Raw genomic sequence first — 1,319 nt, 5'->3', positions numbered from 1 at the left:
GTAACTTTTGACGATTTGGTATTAAATTTATTAACTTTTGACGATTTGGTATTAAATTTGATTATAGAAAATTTTAAATCGATTCATAAAGAAATAAGCGACACGAATTCTTTTATATATAAGAGTTTAAAAGAGTTTGAGGAAATTTTAGCCGACATTTCGCTAGACAGAGACACGATAGTGGAATATATGATAGGAACGGAATCTGGAAAATCGGAATTTCCTTTTACCGTATCGAATTCTATTTTTGAAGAATATATTAACTTTATCAAACTTTATATGGAAAATTTTCAATTATCATTGACGAATAAATATAAAATATCCGACAATAATACTACAATAATAGATTCTATAGAAGAATTGGAAAATATGTTTTTAGAGACAAAAAATATAGCGAAGGCTTTTAATTCTATTAATTTTTTATCGAAAATAGAACTTGAAAAAAATGCGGATGTTTTTACAAGCTCGCAAACATTTTCTATAGAAACAATCGAATCTATAGCCGCAAATATAACGGAAACGGTAGACGAATGTTTGGAACAATTTAAAGACATTAAAGCGGATATAATAGTATCTATAAATAAATTTAAAATAAGTATCAATTCTCAATCCAACGAACATGATTTTATAGAATCTATGACGGAAAATGTTAGCAAAAGGCTCGAAGAATCGAAATATATAATAGACAATAATGTTAAAAGTTTGGAAAATCATGCTAAGGAATTATTCGTTTTAATAGATAAAACTTTAATCGATTTGAATTCTTTGAATACTTTGCTTGCGAAAATAAACGAAATTACGGATATTTTTGATAAAATGAGAAACATTATAAAAGAAAAGAAAGACAAATATTATAGTTCTTTGGGAATTGAAGATTGGAAAATAGAGAGCGATAAATATTGGGATATTATAAATTCATATACGATAAAGAAAGAGAGAACGATAGCGAATAGTATTTTAGCTGGAGAAAACGCGCCAAATGTCGATATAAATATAGAGGAAGGAGCCGACAGCGGCGATTTTACTTTATTTTAATATAGATTTATAATATATTATAATTTAATCGGAGGTATTAAAATGTCCGTTATGGAATTAGACGATAATCTTAATGTTAGGACTATGGGAAAATATTTCAAAAATGTTTTTAAAGCCGCAAATTATAACGAGGATATCACGGTAAAATTTCCCGAAGGTTCTAATGTCGATTTGGCGGGGCTTCAAATACTTTACGCCGTGAAAAAAGAACTTGATAAAAATCAAAAAAAACTTATAGTTGAAGGACTTGATAATTTATTTATTGAATATTTGAATAATTAAAT

The 1,319-nt window shown here is 27.2% G+C and carries 1 protein-coding gene and 1 pseudogene; both read left to right on the top strand.

What is annotated here, in order from left to right; genetic code table 11:
- Positions 1–1,035, top strand: a pseudogene (locus tag EZH24_RS12005) (chemotaxis protein); the annotation flags it as partial.
- Between the two features lie 42 nt (positions 1,036–1,077).
- Positions 1,078–1,317, top strand: a complete 240-nt coding sequence (locus EZH24_RS12000) for an anti-anti-sigma factor (RefSeq protein ID WP_137999305.1) — start codon at positions 1,078–1,080, stop codon at positions 1,315–1,317.
- Positions 1,318–1,319: the final 2 nt, after the last annotated feature.

It is taken from the genome of Brachyspira catarrhinii (assembly GCF_005518285.1).
Classification (GTDB): domain Bacteria; phylum Spirochaetota; class Brachyspiria; order Brachyspirales; family Brachyspiraceae; genus Brachyspira; species Brachyspira catarrhinii.
The sequence above is the reverse complement of the archived record's forward strand: the minus strand, read 5'-3'. Positions and strand labels throughout refer to the sequence as shown.

Bases quoted from the DNA above. Each gene is read 5' to 3' on its own strand.
- EZH24_RS12000 (WP_137999305.1), top strand. From the start codon at position 1,078: ATGTCCGTTATGGAATTAGACGATAATCTTAATGTTAGGACTATGGGA.